Origin of the sequence: Lonsdalea quercina, assembly GCF_900107885.1 — a bacterium.
GTDB lineage: Bacteria > Pseudomonadota > Gammaproteobacteria > Enterobacterales > Enterobacteriaceae > Lonsdalea > Lonsdalea quercina.
The window spans coordinates 23,770-39,551 of sequence record NZ_FNQS01000010.1; the positions used below are offsets into that span (position 1 = coordinate 23,770).

Here is a 15,782-nt window from a genome sequence, read left to right on the forward strand (position 1 = left end):
TAACTGAGGCTGTGTATGTATCACTTGAGAGTGCCGGAAAGCGCTGAAGAGCTGGAAGCCTACTATCAGTTCCGCTGGGAGATGTTGCGTAAGCCGTTGCGACAGCCAATGGGATCTGAGCGCGACGCTTATGATTTGCTGGCGCATCATCAGACCGTGGTTGATGAGCAAGGGCGACTAGTGGCAGTCGGGCGACTCTACATTAATGCCGATAATGAAGCCTCTATCCGTTTTCTGGCAGTTCACCCTGCCGTGAGAAGTAAAGGGTTGGGCACTTTGCTGGCGATGGCGCTGGAGTCGGTGGCGCGCCAGGAGGGGGCCAAGCGCGTGGTGTGCAGCGCCCGCGAAGAGGCGAAGGCGTTTTTCGGCAAATTAGGGTTTGTGGATCAGGGCGAGGTCACGACGCCGCAGACTACGCCCATTCGACATTTCCTGATGATCAAACCGGTGGCGACGCTGGATGATATTTTGCATCGCCCAGACTGGTGCGGTCAGCTGCAGCAGGCTTGGCACGATCATATTCCGCTGAGCGAAAAGATGGGTGTGCGCATCAGCCAGTACACCGGCAAGAAATTTATCACCACGATGCCGGAAGCCGTCAATCAAAACCCCCATCACACCATCTTCGCCGGCAGCCTGTTTTCGCTGGCGACCCTAACCGGCTGGGGGCTTATTTGGCTCTTGCTGCGGGAGCGTCAACTGGGGGGCACCATTGTCCTGGCGGATGCCCATATTCGTTATAGCTCGCCGATTATTGGTCGTCCCAGTGCGGTCGCCAATCTTGGGTCGCTGAGCGGCGATCTGGACAAGTTGGCGCGTGGCCGTCGGGCGAGGGTTCATCTGAACGTCGAATTGTTCGGTGAAGGTCGAAAAGGGGCGTTATTCGAAGGCGTGTATATGGTCTTGCCTCCGACGCAGGATGATCCTCTGGAGCCAGCTGGTCTATCGCACGACTGACATAAGGCGCAGATAGAGATGGCTGCGGGAATGGCTTCACATGGATAACGGAAGGCCGGATGATGAGTCCGGCCTTGTTCTTGGTATCATCCCGTCCGGCCTAGGGCGTCGGCATCCCTTCCTGTAAGACGCCTTGATGCAACTGCTGTTGGAGCGGTTGGCCTGCGCTGTCCGTCCCCTGCAAAATGCCATTCAAAGAGGGGGTCAGCGGCGTGGCATACGCCATCTTACCGTTCAGCCGCAGCTGAAAGTTGAGATTCCCCGACGGCATGCGTGTCGGCGTTGGCCAGCCCCAGTGCAACAACGTGTCGAATGACGTCGATTTACCATTCATATCCAGCGTGAATTCACGTGCGGGGGTTTGATTAATACTCGCTTTTGCTTCCAACAGTCCCCCCTGCGTGAAGGCGCTGAGGTCGGTAAACGTGATCCGATCGTTGTTGGCCGTCAACGCCAGAGACGGACGCCGAATATCCACTTTATTGAACGTGGCATCGCTGGCGTTCAGGTTCAGCGAGCCTTGCCAAATTCCCCACTGATGCTGACGCGCTAGCAGCAGGTCGCTGCCATAGCCGTCAAGTGCGGTCACCTGGAACGGGAAGTCCGGATTGATATCGATCAGCAGGTTGCGGTTGGCGGTAAATTTTTTGACGGATATCTCTTCCAGCCACGAAGGCAACGCTTGTTGCCAGCGTTGACGCCAGTCCCCCGGCAGGGTGTATTCCATTCCCGCGATAACCAGTTCATCCAGCGTCAGCCGGTGGTCGCTGCGCAGCCAGTTGCCGCTGGCTCGCAGCAGCCCTCTCTCCCAACGGGTCGAGAACTGGCGAATGGCAATCCCTTGCGAGGACAGGTCCAGATTGATGATCGGGTCGATCAGATGCATGTCGCCGTTAATGAGGTCGGTCGCGTTGAACGAGAGCGAGCCGTCCTCACTTTGCCAGTTATCCTGTCGGAAGGTGACATGCTGTAGTGTGGCGTCAAGATCGCTGGCGGCCCAACCGGGTCCCTCAATGCGTGCGTCTATCAGGTCAAAACGGTCGACGCTGACGGCGGGCAGCGCTGCGACGGGCCGCCAGAAATCAGAGAGGGAACGTGAGGTTTGCAGCCTTACGTTACTCAGTCTGAGCCGATTAATCTGCCAACCGCCATCGTCCGCACGCTGCGCGCTGCCGGTCAGTTCTCCCCGGGCGACATTGGCGCCAAAGTTGCTCAGCGTCAGGCGCCGATTCTCTAAGGCGCCTTCCACCAACACCTGACTGGCGGGAATATCGTTCAGCGTCAGCGAGCGGGCGCTGAGCTGGAAGCGCGCATGATTCCCCAGCAAATTACCGGGCTGCGGCTCCCACGGCGTGATACCGCCGTTGACCTGCTGCCCGTTTAGCCGCCAGTCGCCATCCTGCGCCTGTAGCGCCATATCTTTTAACTGCAACACGTCAGCCTGAAGAGGCAGGGCGTAACCGGTTTGATTTAGGTTGAGCGTACCCCCCTCCAGCCACAGGCTCGCCAAATGAGAAGGCATAGTGATTTGGCGCAGGCTAAGTCCAACGGAGACCTGTTTGGCGACCAACGTTGGCGGCTGATTTTGATGGCCGAAAGAGACCTCATTGAGCTGGAAGATGCTGGGCGACGTCCAGCTATGAGACACTTTTTTCAGCGCGAGTCGGTATTCGGTATGTTGACTAACCCAACGGCTGACCTCGTTGGCTCCCCATTGGGTCTGCAGCGCGATATAAAGCGCTACCAGAGCCAGAAGGGTCAGTAACAGCAGTGAGATGAGTAGCTTCCCGATCAATTTCATCGTATCAGTCCGTGCCTGTCGTCGAGGATAGAAGAGTTATGCCGCAATGTGGGCAGCGGCTCAAGTCGGTAATCATACGCCTGACAAGAATCAGGGCACGATGTTGCATCATGGAGCCATGATTAGCACGGTAAATACGAAATATCTGGAAGCAGGCTCCCTATTCTATTTCTGCCTTCTCTTGCGGGAACACGAGATTTAAGACGATGGCGGTGATCCCGCCTGCGGCGATGCCGGAAGACAGAAGGGTTTTCAGCCAGTCAGGCGCGAACTGCAAGATCAGCGGCTGCTGAGCTACGCCCAGACCCACGGCCAGCGAGAGGGCGATAATCATGATCGCCCGGCGGTTTAGCGGTTCGCGAGACACGATGCGTACGCCTGAGGCGGCGATTGTACCGAACATCACGATGGTCGCGCCGCCCAGCACCGGTTCAGGAATATGCTGAACGAAGCCGCTGACCGCCGGAAAAAGCCCCAGGACAATCAGCATCAGCGCGACGACGAAACCGACATGGCGGCTGGCGACGCCGGTCAATTGGATCACGCCGTTGTTCTGACCGAAGCAGGAGTTGGGAAAGGTGTTGAATACCGCTGAAAGCATGGAGTTTAGGCCGTTGGCCAGTACGCCGCCTTTCAGGCGTTTCATGTACAGTGGTCCGCGTACCGGCTGTTCAGAGACATCGGAGGTCGCCGTGATATCGCCGATTGTTTCCAGCGACGTCACCATAAACACCAGCATCAGTGGTACGAGTAGGCTCCAGTCGAAGCCCAGACCGTAATACAACGGCGTCGGCACCATGATGGCCGACTGTGCTGTGCTGGACATCTCCTTTGGCAGCATTCCCATCAGCCACGCCGCCAGATACCCGACGGCCATGGCGATCACCAGCGAGGCGACGCGCAGATAGGGATTACGCTGGCGATTAAGCAGGATGATTACCAACAGGACCACGCCTGCCAGCAGCAGATTTTTGGGCGCACCGAACGAATGATCGTTCAGAGCCGCAAACCCGCCGCCGATCGAAGTCAGCCCAACCTGAATTAGCGACAGACCAATAATCATGACCACCACGCCGGATACCAGCGGAGTAATAATCCTGCGGGCCAGATGAAGAACGCGGGAGAGCAGGATCTCGGTGCAAGAGGCGACCATCAGTGTGCCGAACAGCGCGGCCATCATGGTAGGCACATCTGCGCCGCCGTTTTTCAACGCCAACCCGCCCATAATCAGCGGCGTCACGAAGTTAAAGCTGGTGCCCTGAATCGACAGCAGCCCGGAGCCAACTGGCCCCCAGGTTTTGATTTGCAGTATGGAGGCCAGACCGGACGCAAACAGCGACATGCTGATGATGTGTTGCGTATCCTGCGCGGGGAGTCCGAGTGCCTGACAGATCAGCAACGCCGGCGTGATAACGGCGACGAACATGGCTAACAGGTGCTGACCGGCGGCAAACAGCGTTTGCGGCAGCGGCGGGCGGTCTTCAAGACGGTAGATGAGTTCGCTGCGTGGATGGGCAGCGGCGGGTTCTTGCGGGCGCAAAGGTTCGGCAGAGGGAATACGCATGGCGGTTGGCACTCCAGAACGACAAAAACCGCATTTTAATGATCTGCCTAACAAAAGCAAACGGTTGCGCACTTCATCTTCTTGTACGCCCGTGGTGGGGAATCTGGGGGACGTGATCGCTGCCGGCGTTTAGGCGTTGGTGTAGCGCGCGCTTTCCGGCAGCCAGCGTTCTATCAGCGCTTGCGCGTGTTCGGGATAGCGCTCATGGATATGGCGGGCAAGACGCTGGACCTGTGGGATCAGCGCCTGGTCTCGCAGAAGGTCGGCGACTTTGAATTCGGCGCTGCCGGTTTGACGGGTGCCAAGCAACTCACCCGGTCCGCGGATCTCGAGATCGCGTTGCGCGATCACAAAGCCATCGTTGCTATCCCGTAAAACCTGCAGCCGCTTCTGGGCGGTTTTGCTGAGCGGTGATTTGTACAACAGTACGCAGTGGGATGCGACCGAACCGCGGCCGACGCGTCCGCGCAGCTGGTGCAGCTGCGCCAAACCGAGCCGTTCCGGGTTTTCGATAATCATCAGGCTGGCGTTGGGGACGTCGACCCCGACTTCAATCACGGTGGTAGCGACGAGCAGCTGAATTTGGCCTGCCTTGAACGCCTCCATCACCTGTTGTTTTTCCTGCGCCTTCATTCGTCCGTGCACCAGTCCGATAGTGAGCGCCGGCAGCGCTTCGCGCAGTTCCTGACAGGTAGCTTCCGCCGCCTGCGCCTCCAGAAGGTCCGACTCTTCAATCAGGGTACACACCCAGTAGGCCTGACGCCCTTCCTGCTGACAGGCATTGTCGACACGCTGGATGATATCGCTACGGCGGGTGTCGGGGATGGCGACGGTAGTGACGGGCGTTCTGCCCGGCGGTAGTTCGTCGATGATGGACGTTTCCAGGTCGGCGTACGCGGTCATTGCCAGCGTACGCGGGATCGGCGTCGCGGTCATGATCAGCTGGTGGGGGTGAAATCCTTGCTGCTCGCCTTTTTCCCACAGGGCAAGCCGCTGATGTACGCCGAACCGGTGCTGTTCATCGATAATGACCAGCGCCAGACCGTTAAATTGGACCTGCTGCTGGAAAATGGCGTGAGTACCGACCACCATGCCGACATCGCCGTTGGCGATCGCTTCCTGCTGGGCCTGACGCGCTTTGCCTTTTTGCTTTCCGGCCAGCCATCCGACGTTGATGCCGAGTGGCGCAAACCATTGACGGAAGTTGTGCGCATGTTGTTCCGCCAACAGTTCGGTCGGCGCCATGAGAGCCACCTGCTTGCCGTGAGCAATGGCGCGTAATGCGGCCAAAGCCGCCACCAGCGTTTTGCCGGAGCCGACGTCGCCCTGAACCAGCCGCATCATGGGATAAGGGTGATTCAAATCCTGTTCGATTTCGGCCACGACGCGCTCCTGCGCCCGAGTCGGCGAAAACGGGAGGGCGGACAGCAACTGTTGTTTCAACGTATCGCGGGGTGGCAACGCCAGCGCGTGGTGGCGCTGGGCGCCGGCACGTGCAGCCAGCATGCTCAGGTTGTGGGCCAACAGCTCTTCCATGATCAAGCGTTGCTGAGCCGGATGTTTACCCTGCTCCAGTTCGCTCAATTGCATGTCGGGCGGTGGCCGATGAAGCGTATGCAGCGCTTCCGTCAGGCTAATCATCGTGTGATTGAGCTCCTGCGGCAGCAGTTCATCAATCGGATGGCGGTCCAGCAGTTTCAGCGCCTGGTCGGTCAGCTTACGCAGCGTGGCCTGGCGGATGCCGTCGGTGGTGGGATAGACCGGCGTCAGCGTTTCCTGTAGTGCTACGTCGCTTTCTTCGCCCTGAACCCGATACTCCGGGTGGATAATTTCAGCCCCCAGCTTGCCTCGGCGGATTTCGCCATAAGCGATGACCCGCTGGCCCGGCGACAGGCTGTTCTTCATGGCGGCGTTGAAATTGAAAAAGCGCAGCGTGAGCATGCCGCTGCCATCGCTGATCTGGCAGGTCAGCATACGACGGCGGCCAAAGGTGACGTCACAGCGCAAAATTTCACCCTCTACGGTCGCGTAGATGCCCGGAAGAAGGTCGTTGATGGGATAAAGCTGAGTGCGGTCTTCGTAGCGCAGCGGTAGATGAAACAGCAGGTCTTCCACCGTTTCCAGACCGATGCGGGCCAATTTATTTGCCTGACTGGGCCCGACGCCGACAAGCGTGTTCAGCGGTTGGGTATTCAGCAGGCGCCCGCGCATTATTGCACCGTGGACTGCATGGCGGCCCACCACGGGGTGTCGGCGACCACCTGACCTTGCTGGTCTATGCGTGGTCGTGGAAGTCCTTTACGCTTCGCTACGCGGGCGAGAACGGGGTAACCGCCCTCGAACAACAGCCGCTGTTGCTCTTCTTCGTCCAGTGGGCTGGCGTCACGTTGATACATCCCGGCCATTTGACGCTGGCGCTGCGCCTCGTAAAGAATTAATGCGGAGGCGACGGAGACATTGAGGGATTGGACCATCCCGGTCATCGGAATAATGATGTCCTGGTCCGCCAAAGCCAGCGCTTCGGCGGAGATGCCGCTTTTTTCCTGTCCAAGAAGAATGCAGGTGGGCCGCGTATAGTCGATGTCGCGAAAATCAACAGCTTTGTCGGAAAGGTGGGTGGCAAGAACCTGCATGCCTTGCGCCTTCAGGTGTCCGACGGCGTCCTTGATTGTGGCATGCGTTTTGACTTTTACCCAGCTATTGCTGCCAGCGGCAGTGGAAACCAGCGTTCTCATGCTACCGGTCGGCCATATGGCGTGTACCTGATGAACGCCTACGGCGTCCGCCGTCCGAATAACGGCGGAAACATTGTGAGGCTTATGGACCTGCTCCATACACACCGTCAAGTCGGGCTGGCGGTGATTCAGCATCTCTCTGATGCGCGTATAGCGTTCTGGCGTCATAACAGGTTAGTTTCGGTTACGGTTAACTTTAATCACATCCGGCATCACGCGGATCTTGCGCATAATATTCGCGAGATGGACACGGTCGCGCGTGGTCAGGCGTATGAAGGCACTGTACACTCTGCCGTCTTTTTCTTCCGTGTTGATGCTCTGGATATTGGCATTGGCGGTGTTGATGGCTGCGGTCAGGTTGGCCAGAACGCCCTGATGGTTGAGCATGTCTACCTTGATTTCCGTCAGGAACTCCTGCTCAGTGACCTTGTCCCATTCCACCGCCATGAATTTTTCGGGTTCTTTCTGGTAACCCCGGATATTGCGGCAGGATTCATGGTGGATCACCAGCCCTTTACCTGGGCTGACGTGCGCAATGATCGGATCGCCCGGAATGGGGCGGCAGCATTTGGCGAATGTCACCAACACGCCGTCGGCGCCTTTGATCGGTAACTTACGGATGCCGGAGCTGTTCAATCCGGTATCTTCCTCCAGCAGATTTTTGGCCACCACGATGCTCATGGCATTGCCAAGGCCGATTTCCGCCAGCAGATCGTCCAGCGAAGAGAGCTTCATTCGGTCCAGCTCGCGCTGAATATTGGGGGACGGAACTTCAGATAGCTTGCGTCCGTGGCCTAGCGCGTGGTTCAGCAGACGACGCCCCAAGCTGACGGAATCGTCACGCTTCAGATTCTTCAGCATCTGACGGATTCTGGCTCGGGCTTTGGAACTGACGACAAAGTTCAGCCAGGCGGCGTTTGGCCGTGCGCCGGGCGCCGTGATGATCTCAACCGTCTGACCACTTTTCAGCGCTTGAGACAACGGATACGGCTGACGGTCAACACGTGCGCCCACGCAGGCGTGACCGATGTCGGTATGCACCGCGTAGGCGAAGTCCACCGGCGTAGCGCCGGAAGGGAGTTCCACAATGCGGCCTTCGGGCGTGAAGACGTACATTTCGTCCGGAAACAAATCCGACTTCACGCTTTCGATAAATTCAAATGAACTGCCTGCGCTTTGCTGCAGCTCCATCAGGCTCTGCATCCAGCGGCGCGCGCGGACCTGCGCGGTCGTGCTGCTTTCACCTTCTTTATAAGCCCAGTGTGCGGCTACGCCCATCTCGGCCATTTGATCCATATCTTCCGTACGGATCTGCACTTCGACCGGGACGCCGTGCGGGCCGATCAACGAGGTATGCAAAGATTGATAGCCGTTGGCTTTCGGGATGGCGATATAGTCTTTAACGCGACCGGGGCGCGGTTTGTACAGGCCGTGTACCTGGCCCAGCACGCGATAGCAGGTATCCAAATCGCTGACGATTACCCGAAAGGCGTATATATCCATAATGGAGTGAAAACGCTGTTCTTTCAGGTGCATCTTGCAGTAGATGGAGTAGAGGTGTTTTTCCCGGCCACTAACGCGACAGGGGATACCGGCTTCCAGCAAACGGCCCTCGATTTCAGATAGGATCTTCTGAATCATCTCCTTACGGTTGCCGCGCGCGGCTTTCACCACTTCTTTGATGACGCGGTAACGGTTCGGATAGAGCGCTTCAAACCCCAGCTCTTCCAGTTCGGTTTTAAGATGATGAATACCAAGCCGATGGGCCAGAGGGCTGTAGATTTCCAATGTTTCCCGGGCGATACGTCGGCGCTTATCCGGCCTTAGCGCTCCCAGCGTCCGCATGTTGTGGGTGCGGTCGGCTAGTTTGATCAGGATGACGCGGATGTCTTGCACCATCGCCATGATCATTTTGCGAAAATTTTCCGCCTGCGCCTCTTTCTTGTCGCGAAACTTCAGCTTATCCAGCTTGGAGACGCCTTCCACCAGCTCGGCAACGCTTTTGCCGAACAGCTGTTCCATATCCTGGTAGGTGGCGGGCGTGTCTTCGATCACATCATGCAGTAGCGCCGCCATTAGCGTTTCATAGTCGAGACGCATCTCGGCCAAAATGCAGGCTACGGCGACTGGATGGGTGATGTAAGGCTCGCCGCTGGAGCGAGTCTGCCCCTCGTGAGCATCACGTGCGACAAGGTAAGCCTGCCGGAGACGTTTTATCTGGTCTTCGGGCAGGTAACTCTGAATCAGCAGATTAAGGCTTTCAAACAGATACAAGGGCGACTCGTGGTGTTATTAGCGGCGACCTTCAGCGATTGCGGTGACCGCCTGAATTTCTGCGGCTTCCTGCTCTTGCTGCTCCTGACGTTCACGGGCGTCGAGAATTTGCGAAGTGATCAGTCCTTCTTCGATCTCACGCAGTGCGATAACCGTGTACTTGTCGTTTTCTTCAGGAACCAGAGCATCTTTGCCCCCAACCTGGATCTGGCGGGCGCGACGGGCAGCGACCAACACCAGGTCAAAACGGTTACCAATTTTTTCTACAGCGTCTTGAACAGTTACGCGTGCCATAATGAGGTACTCCACAGGGAAATAAAAAAAGACTGGGCATGATACTGAATGTGCCGTCAGTCTGCCAATAGTTTGGTGATTAAACCGTCATGCCGCACTTTCTGGCGGGATAAACGCAGACGCTCGGCGCGAATGATGGTTTTCAAATCCTGCAGCGCCAAATCAAAGTCGTCGTTAACGAGAAGATAATCGTATTCAGCATAGTGGCTCATTTCGGCAATCGCCTGCGCCATACGTCGATCAATCACTTCCTCGCTGTCCTGACCACGGCCGCGCAGGCGACGTTCAAGCTCTTCTTTAGAGGGCGGCAGGATGAAAATGCTGCGTGCGGAGGGCATCCGCTCGCGAATTTGCTTGGCGCCCTGCCAGTCTATGTCCAGAAATACATCCACGCCGGTAGACAGCACTTGCTCAATGGCGGTACGAGATGTTCCGTAATAATTACCGAAAACCTCGGCATACTCCAGAAACTCATTGTTCCCAATCATGCGCTTGAACTCGTCAACCGGCACGAAATAATAGTGCTCGCCGTGATTTTCTCCCGGCCGTTTATCGCGAGTGGTATGAGAAATGGAAACCTGTGTGTCATACAGCGGCTGCGTTTTCAACAGCGCAGTAATCAAACTGGATTTTCCGGCACCGCTCGGTGCGGAAACAATATATAACGTGCCTTGAGCCATAATGAATGTATCTGATTCAGTAGTTAGAATTGATGCAGCGGAACGTGCAGTTCCCCGCATTATACATGCCGCGCCGCCGTCAGTCGCGCAGCGTAAGTATTGAACCCGCCTTGTTTGACAAATTGGCTTATCTTTATGCCTCGCTCAAACCCTTTCCTCTTCTTTGCTTATTCCTTGTGTAGTGCGCCGCAATTTCTTATCGCCTTCCTGTAACGACGCTAATTGTCTGCGAAACGGCTCGCAACCGTATTCCCCGGCGCTGGGTTTGCAGTCGGACTCCATGCTTTACTGCCGCTGCGTTGAACGTAGGCGAGGGGGGACTTATGCGATATGGATATTGGCTGGGCGTAGCGGCGATGTTGTTGACGGCACTGGCTTCGGCTGCCGATGCTTGTCCGGAATGGGCTCACCAGCGGGCCAGTCAGGAAATTCAGCGACTGGGGCAGCAGCTGGCGCAATGGGATAAGGCGTATCACGACGAGGGCAAAAGTCCGGTTCCCGATGATGCGTATGACCAGATGCGCACGATGTTGGCTGGCTGGCAGCGCTGTTTTCCAACGCAGGGGGCGGTGTTCAAGGTGCGTTTGCCCAATCAGGGAAAAAAGCTTCACCCGGTGGCGCAGACCGGCCTTAGAAAACTCTCCGACGATGGCGAACTGCGGCATTGGATTGCCGCCCGGCGTCATCTTTGGGTTCAACCCAAGGTGGACGGTGTAGCTGTAACGCTGGTTTACGAGCAAGGCCGCCTGATCTCTGCCGTCAGCAGAGGCAACGGGCGGCAAGGGGAAGATTGGACGGAGAAGGTTCGTCAGATCGCAACCATCCCTCAGCAAATTCGGCTCATGCGGGGCAATAACACTGGAATACCAGAGCGTGTCGTTCTGCAGGGCGAGCTGTTTCTTCCGGTGGAAAATCATCGTCAGAATAAGCTCGGCGGCCTCAATGCCCGGGCGTTGGTCGCAGGAGAAATGCGGCGTAAACAACCTTCTCCACGGTTGGCGAATATCGGGGTTTTTATCTGGGCGTGGCCCGACGGACCCCGCAGCATGACGCAGCGGCTGGCGGCGTTGCGTGAAATGGGGTTTGCGTTGACGGAGCGCTATTCCGAACCTATCACCTCGCTGAAACAGGCTCGACGCTGGCGTGAGCATTGGTATCAATCCCCATTGCCGTTTGTCACCGATGGTGTGGTGATCCGCCAGGAAGACGAGCCTGCAGGACGCTACTGGCAGCCAGGAGAGTCTGAATGGGCGATAGCCTGGAAATATCCGCCGATTCACCGCGTCACAGAGGTCAAGGGCGTTGAATTTCCGGTGGGTCGAACTGGAAAAATAGGGGCCGTTTTGGCGCTGGAAACGGTGACACTGGATGATAAGCAGGTCCGCAGCGTTAATGTCGGCTCTGTAACGCGCTGGCGGCGGTGGGATGTTCTGCCAGGAGACCGCGTGACCGTGAGTCTCGCGGGACAAGGCATACCCCGGCTCGATGGCGTCGTGTGGCGAAGCATGGAGCGTTTGACGGTGGATGCGCCTGACACATCGCAGTTCGACGAGTTTTCCTGTTTCCGATGGAGCAGAGCGTGTCAGCCGCAATTTCTGGCTCGCTTGGTCTGGTTAAGCAGCGATGCGGGGTTGGCAATACAAGGATTACGCGAAGGCATGTGGAAACGATTGATACAGGCGCATCTGATGAAGGATTTGATTAGCTGGCTGGCTCTGGAACGAAACCAGATCAGCACCGCGGCGTCTGTCGGTGAAACGCGCGCGGGGCTACTGCATCAACAGTTCCAGTCGACGCGGCAGCTGCCGCTATCACGTTGGCTTCTGGCCTTGGGGATGCCGTTGCCGCAGTCGGCTCATGGCGCGCTGTCGGGATACTCTTTTTCTCAGCTTCAGCAACGCAGCATCGCTGAGTGGCAGCAGTTTTCCGGTGTAGGTCATCGGCGGGCGCACAAAATAAGTCGGTTTTTACATCATCCAGAGGTGCAATCGATGATGCGGCAAATCGAGTCGTACGGTATTAAATAGCGGGAGATTTCAACCTGTCAGATATATTTCGATGGCAGTAATAAAAAAGCTAGCGTGATAACAAATAAATGATTTTATTGAAAGTGAATACTGCTGACAAAAGCGCAAAGAATTATTTCTCGTTATATATAAAATAAGACCACAAGGTTTATTCACACATGAAAACTAATGAATTAGATGACTATTCCACAGAATAGATAAATTAATTTAATCTTTTCGTGAGCCAGACAGATAGTTCGGCGGTCAGATACGGCTATCGGCAGGTCGAGCGCTTGTACTACATCGAATTTATTACGTTTTATACCTCAAAGATAATGAACTCCGAGGGGGGCTCCGGTGTCTGTTTACAGACGTGAGCCTCTGGAGCAGATTATAAGAATGAAAGTGTCGATGTCATTTTCCCAACCCAAAGTTTCCTGGATACTGGCTTTTTATATAGGCTTATTCCTGAATTTATCCGTTTATTACCGCCGTTTTGACTCTGTAGCTATTTTCGACCTCAAGCATGCCACGCACTTTCTTTCTGCCGTGGCTGAACTGCTGGCTTGCATTCTGTTTACTTTTTTTCTGATGCGACTTATTTCTCTGGGCGGAAAAAAATGCTTTCGTATTCTGGCATCGTTACTGACATTAATTTCAGTGGCCGCCAGTTATTACATGACCTTTTTTAATGTCGTTATCGGCTACGGCATCATCGCTTCCGTGATGACGACAGATATCGATCTCTCGCGTGAGGTGATCGGCGTCAATTTCGTGCTGTGGATGATACTGGTCAGCCTGCCGCCGCTGGCGATCATCTGGACAAGCCGTCTGCAACATACGTTACTGGATCAATTGAAAACGTCAGGGAAACGTCTGCGAGCCGCGCTGGGTTTGGCGGTCATCGTTGCGCTGGTCTGGCTGCCGATGGATTACATGGGCAAGGTTAATGCTGACGCGGAGAAAGCCTCTAATCAGGATTTACCTAGCTATGGCGGCGTGGTGGCCCACTCGTATCTGCCTTCTAACTGGCTGTCCGCCTTGGGATTGTTCGCTTACGCCCATTACGATGAAAATCAGGACGCGTCTTCCCTGTTTGACCCCAGCACACATTTTACCTATCAGGCTCCCAACGATATCGATGATACCTACGTCGTATTTATCATCGGCGAGACGACGAGGTGGGATCATCTGGGACTGTTAGGCTACTCGCGGGACACGACACCGCAGTTGGAGAAAGAGAAAAACTTGCTGGCGTTTCGCGGCCGCTCTTGCGATACCGCGACCAAACTGTCCATGCGCTGTATGTTCGTACGAGAAGGCGGGACGGAAGATAACCCTCAGCGGACGCTAAAAGAGCACAATATTTTTTCCGTGATGAAAGGATTGGGATTCTCGTCGGAGCTGTTCGCTATGCAAAGCGAAGTCTGGTTCTACAATAACATCCGGGCTGATAACTACTCCATCCGTGAGATGATTGCCTCTGAAAAGCGCAACGATGGAAAATCGGTTGATGACATGCTGTTAGTGGATGAGATGAAGTCCTCGTTGGCACGTTATACCAAAGGTAAACACCTGATTGTTCTGCATACTAAAGGGTCGCACTACCAGTATTCGATGCGTTACCCGCGTAGCTTCGCCCGCTATCAGCCGGAGTGTATGAGCGTGGATGCCTCCTGTACCCGGGAACAGCTCATCAACTCTTTCGATAACAGCGTTCTCTACACGGATGCTGTTATCGAGCAGGTTATTAGTCAAATGAGGGATAAAAAAGCGTTGGTGTTCTATTCGTCCGATCATGGCGAATCAATCGATGAGAACTCGCACCTGCACGGTACCCCGCGTAATGTCGCGCCGCCGGAGCAGTTTCGGTCGCCGGTGATGATGTGGGCATCCGACAAGTTTCTGGCTGAGCCAGAACATCAGCGGGCTTTCGCCAATTTGAAGGCCAGAAAGGATGCTGGTGAGATTCTGCGTCATGAAGAGATCTTCGACTCGGTGTTGGGATGTCTGGGGTATACCTCTCCTAATGGCGGCATTAATCAGAGCAACAACTGGTGTGCGAAGCCAGTTCATTGATTAAAATCAATAAGATGCGGGATACACCTGTTCACGAAAATGACGCTGTATGCTTTGTCGACAACTCCAAGGCCGTTTGTTAAAAAGGGATTGACGCGTTATCAGGGGCGCAGTAATATGCGCCCCGCATTCGGTGAGTGGCGCAGCTTGGTAGCGCACTTCGTTCGGGACGAAGGGGTCGGAGGTTCGAATCCTCTCTCACCGACCAAATTCAAAGAAGACGATACCCGATTGTCTTCACCAAAAACCCGCTTACTACGCGGGTTTTTTGTTTTTATCTCCCCTTAGCGCAGATTTCGCCACCTATCTCATTTCGCCGTCCCTCCTCATTTCAGTGCAACATTGGCACGGATTCAGAGCGCCAATAGGCAACACCGACTATTTCTGCCAAGATGCTAGCCGTTTTCTTTAATTGAGTATGTCCGCCTTTTTATGAGCCAGATGAAAGACGTGTTGGAAAAACGGCAAACGGGAATTTATTTTTCGACCATGGTCGCGGCGGCGGTCATTGCTGCTTGCTGGCCGAAGGCGTCGGGCCTAGTGGTGGCGCTCAACCCGGCCCTGGCATTCATGTTGTTCGTCACGTTTTTATCGTTGCCGCTGGGGGAGATGTTTAACGCTTTTCGCCATGTGCGTTTCCTGCTTGCCTTGTTTATCGCCAATTTTGTCGCGATACCTGCGCTGGTGGCGTTGTTGCTGACGCTATTGCCGCTGCCGTCGGTGGTGGCGTATGGAGTCGCGATGGTACTGTTGTGCCCCTGCATCGACTACGTCGTGACTTTTTGTCAGCAGGGGCAGGCGGATTCCCGTTTGCTGCTTGCGGCGACGCCGCTGTTGCTGCTGTTGCAAATGTTGCTGTTGCCGCTTTATTTGAGCCTGTTATTCGATGCGGCCCAGGTCATCAACATCGAGCCTTTCCTACATGCTTTTATCACCATGATTGCAATCCCGTTGCTGTTGGCTCTGATCTTTCAACGCTGGAGCAAGAGGACCTCTGCAGGGCGGGTTATGACGAACTGGCTTGGATTTCTTCCCGTGCCGGCGACGGCGCTGGTGCTGGCGGTGATTACGGCGTTTGTCGTACCGCAGCTAGCTCAGTCGCGAAGCACCGCGCTGACGGTGTTGCCCATTTACCTTTTGTTTTCGGCGCTCGCGCCTCTGGCGGGCTGGGGCGTTGCGCGGCTTTTGAAGCTTAATGCGGCGGCGGGAAGGGGCGTCATGTTTAGCGCTGCGACACGAAATTCGCTGGTGATTTTGCCGCTGGCGCTGTCGGTTCCTGGGGCGTTACCGCTGATGCCTGTCGTGGTGGTGACGCAGACGCTGGTCGAGCTGATTGCCGAACTGATTTACGTTCGTTGTGCCCCGCGTCTGCGCTTTCACGCAGGCAAGTGA

11 protein-coding genes and 1 tRNA gene are annotated in these 15,782 nt (G+C 55.7%); 5 read left to right on the forward strand and 7 right to left on the reverse strand.

Annotated features, from left to right (window positions below; translation table 11 throughout):
* Positions 1–15: 15 nt before the first annotated feature.
* Complete coding sequence (gene fabY / locus BLU64_RS13365) at positions 16–957, forward strand: fatty acid biosynthesis protein FabY (protein ID WP_026743677.1); 942 nt, start codon at positions 16–18, stop codon at positions 955–957.
* Positions 958–1,057: 100 nt separating this feature from the next.
* On the opposite strand, the gene BLU64_RS13370 is transcribed toward fabY, so the two are convergent.
* The 7 genes from BLU64_RS13370 to gmk all read right to left on the reverse strand — a co-directional run bounded on the left by BLU64_RS13370 (position 1,058) and on the right by gmk (position 10,305).
* On the reverse strand, positions 1,058–2,758 hold the full coding sequence (locus tag BLU64_RS13370; protein ID WP_074729009.1) for an AsmA family protein: 1,701 nt from the start codon (positions 2,756–2,758) through the stop codon (positions 1,058–1,060).
* Positions 2,759–2,918: 160 nt separating this feature from the next.
* On the reverse strand, positions 2,919–4,322 hold the full coding sequence (locus BLU64_RS13375; RefSeq protein WP_026743675.1) for a nucleobase:cation symporter-2 family protein: 1,404 nt from the start codon (positions 4,320–4,322) through the stop codon (positions 2,919–2,921).
* Positions 4,323–4,451: 129 nt separating this feature from the next.
* The gene (gene recG, locus BLU64_RS13380; RefSeq protein ID WP_074729010.1) at positions 4,452–6,533 is read right to left on the reverse strand and encodes an ATP-dependent DNA helicase RecG; all 2,082 of its coding nucleotides are present in this window, start codon (positions 6,531–6,533) and stop codon (positions 4,452–4,454) included.
* Positions 6,533–7,225 (reverse strand): tRNA (guanosine(18)-2'-O)-methyltransferase TrmH, encoded by a 693-nt coding sequence (gene trmH, locus BLU64_RS13385; RefSeq protein WP_026743673.1) that lies wholly within the window; start codon positions 7,223–7,225, stop codon positions 6,533–6,535. Before trmH ends, recG begins: the two co-directional genes overlap by 1 nt.
* Positions 7,226–7,231: 6 nt before the next feature.
* Positions 7,232–9,331: a bifunctional GTP diphosphokinase/guanosine-3',5'-bis pyrophosphate 3'-pyrophosphohydrolase gene (gene spoT, locus BLU64_RS13390; RefSeq protein ID WP_074729012.1), complete on the reverse strand. Its 2,100-nt coding sequence runs from the start codon at positions 9,329–9,331 to the stop codon at positions 7,232–7,234.
* 18 nt (positions 9,332–9,349) lie between these two features.
* Positions 9,350–9,625 carry a DNA-directed RNA polymerase subunit omega gene (gene rpoZ, locus BLU64_RS13395; protein ID WP_026740808.1) on the reverse strand — a complete coding sequence of 92 codons (276 nt, stop codon included), beginning with the start codon at positions 9,623–9,625 and terminating at the stop codon, positions 9,350–9,352.
* Positions 9,626–9,681: 56 nt separating this feature from the next.
* Positions 9,682–10,305: a guanylate kinase gene (gmk, locus tag BLU64_RS13400; RefSeq protein WP_026743671.1), complete on the reverse strand. Its 624-nt coding sequence runs from the start codon at positions 10,303–10,305 to the stop codon at positions 9,682–9,684.
* A gap of 323 nt (positions 10,306–10,628) precedes the next feature.
* Between gmk and ligB the strand changes: the two genes are divergently transcribed.
* The 4 genes from ligB (at position 10,629) to BLU64_RS13420 (ending at position 15,782) form a co-directional block, all read left to right on the forward strand.
* Complete coding sequence (gene ligB, locus BLU64_RS13405; RefSeq protein ID WP_074729014.1) at positions 10,629–12,332, forward strand: NAD-dependent DNA ligase LigB; 1,704 nt, start codon at positions 10,629–10,631, stop codon at positions 12,330–12,332.
* Between the two features lie 378 nt (positions 12,333–12,710).
* Complete coding sequence (gene eptB / locus BLU64_RS13410; protein WP_074729015.1) at positions 12,711–14,390, forward strand: kdo(2)-lipid A phosphoethanolamine 7''-transferase; 1,680 nt, start codon at positions 12,711–12,713, stop codon at positions 14,388–14,390.
* A 131-nt stretch (positions 14,391–14,521) separates the two neighbouring features.
* A tRNA-Pro gene (locus tag BLU64_RS13415) sits at positions 14,522–14,598 on the forward strand.
* Between the two features lie 224 nt (positions 14,599–14,822).
* On the forward strand, positions 14,823–15,782 hold the full coding sequence (locus BLU64_RS13420) for an arsenic resistance protein (RefSeq protein WP_074729017.1): 960 nt from the start codon (positions 14,823–14,825) through the stop codon (positions 15,780–15,782).